This window comes from uncultured Capnocytophaga sp. (assembly GCF_963525585.1).
Classification (GTDB): domain Bacteria; phylum Bacteroidota; class Bacteroidia; order Flavobacteriales; family Flavobacteriaceae; genus Capnocytophaga.
The window spans coordinates 1-5,168 of record NZ_CAURLX010000073.1 but is presented as its reverse complement, the minus strand read 5'-3'; the positions used below and the strand labels follow the sequence as shown (position 1 = coordinate 5,168).

Annotated in this window: 6 protein-coding genes; all 6 read right to left on the bottom strand. The window is 33.5% G+C overall.

Annotated features, from left to right (window positions below):
• Positions 1-49: 49 nt before the first annotated feature.
• Complete coding sequence (locus RYK20_RS10625; RefSeq protein WP_314895402.1) at positions 50-1,060, bottom strand: hypothetical protein; 1,011 nt, start codon at positions 1,058-1,060, stop codon at positions 50-52.
• Between the two features lie 19 nt (positions 1,061-1,079).
• Positions 1,080-2,042 (bottom strand): hypothetical protein, encoded by a 963-nt coding sequence (locus tag RYK20_RS10620; protein ID WP_314895401.1) that lies wholly within the window; start codon positions 2,040-2,042, stop codon positions 1,080-1,082.
• Between the two features lie 6 nt (positions 2,043-2,048).
• A complete protein-coding gene (locus RYK20_RS10615; protein WP_314895400.1) occupies positions 2,049-3,059 on the bottom strand; it encodes a hypothetical protein in 1,011 nt (336 codons plus the stop codon).
• A gap of 106 nt (positions 3,060-3,165) precedes the next feature.
• A complete protein-coding gene (locus RYK20_RS10610; RefSeq protein WP_314895399.1) occupies positions 3,166-3,474 on the bottom strand; it encodes a hypothetical protein in 309 nt (102 codons plus the stop codon).
• A 292-nt stretch (positions 3,475-3,766) separates the two neighbouring features.
• Complete coding sequence (locus RYK20_RS10605) at positions 3,767-4,114, bottom strand: immunity 22 family protein (protein ID WP_314895398.1); 348 nt, start codon at positions 4,112-4,114, stop codon at positions 3,767-3,769.
• Positions 4,115-4,520: 406 nt separating this feature from the next.
• Positions 4,521-4,991, bottom strand: a complete 471-nt coding sequence (locus RYK20_RS10600; protein ID WP_314895397.1) for a hypothetical protein — start codon at positions 4,989-4,991, stop codon at positions 4,521-4,523.
• Between the last annotated feature and the right edge of the window lie 177 nt (positions 4,992-5,168).

Genomic DNA, 5,168 nt, shown 5'->3' with positions numbered 1-5,168 from the left:
GGTTAGTTTGTGTTTCATTAGTTCGTTATTTGTTATTTACTGCTGACTGCTATTTTATTTTGATTCTCAAATACTTACAAGGCTTATCTAGTTTATCGTATTGATAACTACCAGAGAGATCCATTGCTACATACAAACACCCGTTTTTACCAAAGAAAGTAGGTCGTTTTTTATCATTTTCGTATGCTACCCAATAGCGAATTCCTGCTACTGTCACAAGCTTAATTTTAAAAGGATCTTTGCTTAATACTTTATATAGTGCAATAGCTGTAGGACCTCCCATTTCTGTCACCCCAAGAGTAATGATATACTTTCCATCGGGCGAGAGGTAAGGATAACTATCTATTTCTGTTTTATGACCTGTTCTTTTGTCTATAAAAAATTTATCCCACGTTTCGTCATAAGTCCCTGCTATAAGGTATTGGTGTATTGGTTTCATATCGCCCAAATATTCATATTCCTCCCTATCTGCCTCTGGTTTTAGTGCTGAATCCTTAAACTCAACAAGAGTATCTCTACAAGGTAATGTTAGAATCCACTTTTCCTTCTTAATAGAAAGAGTGTCCTTTACTAAAGGAAAATATCCATTACTCAATGCTTTTTGATATTCTTCGTAAGAAATCAAATCAATCGTAAAATATTTGGAAAGAGTAATCCCTTTTTCTTCTTCTATAGTGCCATCTTCTTGTTTCTTACCTATTAAATAAACATCTTCTAAGCCTTCCTTAAAGCGGATATCCTCACAGCTTCCCATATCTTCCTTGCGGAGATACCAATCCCAATTGCTTTTTATCTTATAGAAATGCTCGGATTCCGCTTCTATCTCAAAAAGATCTCCAAAAGAATTCATTGCTTCTTCGGGATCACTATGAATATCTGGTACTGTATATCGCAGTGCTGTATGACTAATCACATACAACTCCTTCTCCACAGGTACAAAGACCTCTTCTTGTTGCTGCTTTTGCTCTACAGCAACACTTTCCCCTGCCGATTGTTGCCTTTGAAAAAGGTTACAACTGGTAGATAATAATGTTAAAAAGATTATTGTAATGTGTTTCATAGATTAGTTGTAATACTGTTTATTGATTTCTAATTCCTATCTTGATATACATTCGCTGTTTGTTAGGATTATTATGCTCGTCAAAAAAGTTTGGGATAACATTCATCGGAGCATATAAGGAACCATTTTTACTAAAAAAGATGGGGGCTTCATCAAAATCATAGGTTGCCCACCATTTTATGTCTTCATTTACTAAAGTTTCAATCACAAATGGTTTTATACTTTTTATGCGATACAAAGAAATCGTTCCCACTAAATCTTCATAAGCTCTCCCTATTGTAATGATATACTTCTTATCGGGAGAGAGAAAGGGAAAACGCTCAAAATCAGTTTGCTTACCAGTTGTTTTATCTATAAAAATATAAGCATAAAAATCTCCAGAATCTTCAAAAACTAAATATTGATTGAGAATAGGTATATTCCCTACATAAGCATAGGTTGTAGAAAAAGGATTTTCAACACTATCAGGCAGGTCTTTTAGATAAACTGTTTTATGCTCACAAGGGAAGGTAAGTTTGCTATTCTTCTTTACAATTGCAAGGGTGTCTTCTATGAGAAAATCTATCTTATTTCCAAGAGCTTCTTGATATTCTTCATAAGAAATTTGATCTATACTCAGGTATTTAGAGATACTATCGTTAGATTTTCCGTTAATATCTACATTTTTTGTAAGATCATCCCCAGTGATTTTAGTTTTCAGGGTATTCCAATCGCCTACATCTTTCTTTTTTATATAATCTCCTCTGTCAGTTTTGTAAAACTCATTTCCTTCTGCACTTATTTTTATCTTCTCGCCGAAAAGATAATTATCTTGCCGTTCTTCCTTGTCAATAACATACAACTCCTTCTGCACTGACACAAACGCTTCTTCTTGTTGTTGCTTTTCCTCTACTGCAACACTTTCCCCTGCCGGCTGTTGTTTTTGGAAAAGGTTACAGCTGGTAGATAATAATGTTAAAAAGAATATGATAAAATGTTTCATTAGTTATTATTTGATTTTGATTCTTATATACTTACAAGGCTTATGGGGCTCATTATATTCATAGCTACCTAAAGCATCTATAGCAACATACAAGCAGCCGTCTTTGCCAAAGAAGGTAGGTCTATCCTTATATCCTTCGTAGGCTACCCAATAGCGAATCCAAGCGGATACTACAAGTTCGATAGCAAAAGGATCCTTGCTTAGTACCTTATATAGCGCAATAGCAGTAGCCCCTCCCATCTCTGTCACCCCTAAAGTGATGATATACTTTCCATTAGGCGAAAGGTAAGGGTGGCTTTCTATCTCTGTCTTATGACCTGTTCTTTTATCTATAAGGAACTTATCTCCAGCCTCATAGTAGTAACCTGCTATAAGATATTGGTGTATGGGCTGCATCTCTCCCTCGTATTCATAGACTTCCAAATCATCTTGGGGTGTCATTTCTACATCCTTAAGCTTAACCACCGTATCGTTACAAGGAAGTAAGAGTATCCCCTCTTTCTTTTTTATGGCAAGGGTATCTTTCACCAAAGGAAAGTATCCATTTTTCTTTGCTTTTTGATATGCTTCATAAGAAATCATGTCAATTGTAAAGTATTTGGAAAGGGTAGTCCCCTCTTTTTCATCTACAAAAGTATCTCCCTCCCATTTACCTATAAAATGGACATCTTCTAATACTTCCTTGGTGAATCGAATATCCTCATAGCTTCCCATATCTTCCTTGCGGAGATACCAATCCCAATTGCTTTTTATCTTATAGAAATGCTCGGATTCCGCTTCTATCTCAAAAAGATCTCCAAAAGAATTCATTGCTTCTTCGGGATCACTATGAATATCTGGTACTGTATATCGCAGTGCTGTATGACTAATCACATACAACTCCTTCTCCACAGGTACAAAGACCTCTTCTTGTTGCTGCTTTTGCTCTACAGCAACACTTTCCCCTGCCGATTGTTGCCTTTGAAAAAGGTTACAACTGGTAGATAATAATGTCAAAAATATTACAACGTATTTCATTAGTTAGTTATTTATTAGTGTTTTATAATTCATCACCACGTTGGTGATGAATTGAGATTGTTAAGCCGTAGCAACATATCTGATATCTTACCAAATTACCCATTCTCTAATCTAATGGATATGGGAACAAAAGGGCAGATAAGTATTCTCTTTTTTCCTCAGTCGAAAGTCCGTTATAATAATCATTCTGTTCTAACCTTTTCTCTATGTCCTCTAAAATCTCTTTTTGTCTCTGTTTACTTTGATGTAGAGGAATAGGATTTTCTTTTAAAATTTTCTCAAATATTGAATTGATAAAAGGACTGTCTTTAAATATATTTGCTTCCTCATCTTCACAAGTGAATTTTATATAATTAAGTAGTTTTAGTAAGGCATTTACCTCTGCTGGAGTCAATAAAAATAATACTTCTTTCATATATTTCAAGTTCTAATAATGTGTTTTTAATTCAATTTTTTCGCCTTGGTGTAAGTATTTGCGCCTCTGTATTCCCTTATCAATTAAGCCTTAAAAAACGCTTCTCTCTATGATGTAGGATTTTCGATATTTTGGGGAGTGTATTAAAGCCCTACCACACCGTTGATTCCTTACCAACTTGTAACTGTTGCAAACGTTTCGCTCGTTTCCTACATTCCTATATCAAGAAGTAGATAAATAATTATCTCTCTGGTTGCCCAATTATCGACATTTTGGAGATATTACCCTTATTTTAAGGATTATATTCACCAACATATACTAATTGGTTAAAAATCTCTCCTATTTCTATATCTCTTGTATCTCCTGAGTAGAAAAATATAGCATTTCCATAATTAATACCCATTTTATGACATTGTCTTACTAATTCTTCTCTACTTTTTTTACCAAGAGGCGTTTCTTTTACCAATTCTTCAATATTTAAAAATTTATCAAAGAGAGGGATAATACCTATGAAATCAAGATCATATTCTAGTTCTTGAATATCTTTGTTAAAATTACATTCTGTTTCTTCCTCAAAGTATAATAAGTATTCCTTACTATTACCTTGAAATGTCCCTAACCAAATTTTAATCTTATTCATATTGATATTTTTTAATTATAAGACAATAAACTTAACAACTGATTGGCACGAGCGAGACGCTCGCACCAGCGGGGGTATTTTTTTATTTATCAAATACGATCATACGCTATAGCATCTAATAAATCTGCAATTTTATCAGCCTTATCACGCGATTCATCGTTATTATTCTCCCCTTCTTCATAATACTTGACAAATAAATTTAGTAATGTAGCCTTGATTTCTTCATTAGAAATATTATTTTTTTCTTGCTAAAACAACTAAATCTATCATTAATAGAGATGATTTCGGTTCTTCTTTCAAACTTAAGGCTTTTTCTATTTCCTCTTCTAACAACATAATCAATTTTTAAAAAGTTCTCTATGATATAGTACTTGCGGTATTTTGGACAATAATGAATAGACACGAGCTACAAGCTTACTAGTTTACGCTCCAAGTAATCCAAGTTTTTCAACTGCTCATAATCAGGGTATAGTATCTTAAAGTCGTTGTATAATTTCTGCTTTACAGCTTCTATTTTATGCAGTAATTTTTTGATGCTGAACAACGACTTTCTTTGTCCATTGAATAGAATACGAACATACTCTTCATCCTCTCTTTTGAGGGAAAAATGATAATCATCATACACACTAAATACTTCATTTTTTGTTTCTTCTCCCGAAGCTATTTCCCTTAGATTATCAGCAAAAACAATGAAGAATTTAAGCAAATCAGCCTGAAAATGAAAAAGAGTTTTATCATCATTTAAAATTAAAACCTCTCCCCATAGCATTTTCTCAACGATTTCAGATTTAGAAAAATGATGGTAGTTTTCCTTTCTTACTTTTTTATATATTTCTAAATCAATCTGATATAGGATTTTTATATTACCTTTTTTCATAGTTACATTAGTTGTTATATCATTCTCTCCGTGAAAATCCGTGGAATCTGTGGGAGAAAAAATATAATTTTGCTTACATCGAACTCACATTAATTGTTATCTATCAGCATTTTACAATTCATCACCAGCGTGGTGATGAATTGAGGTTCCTAATTGGGGCTGGTTTATTCCTCTATG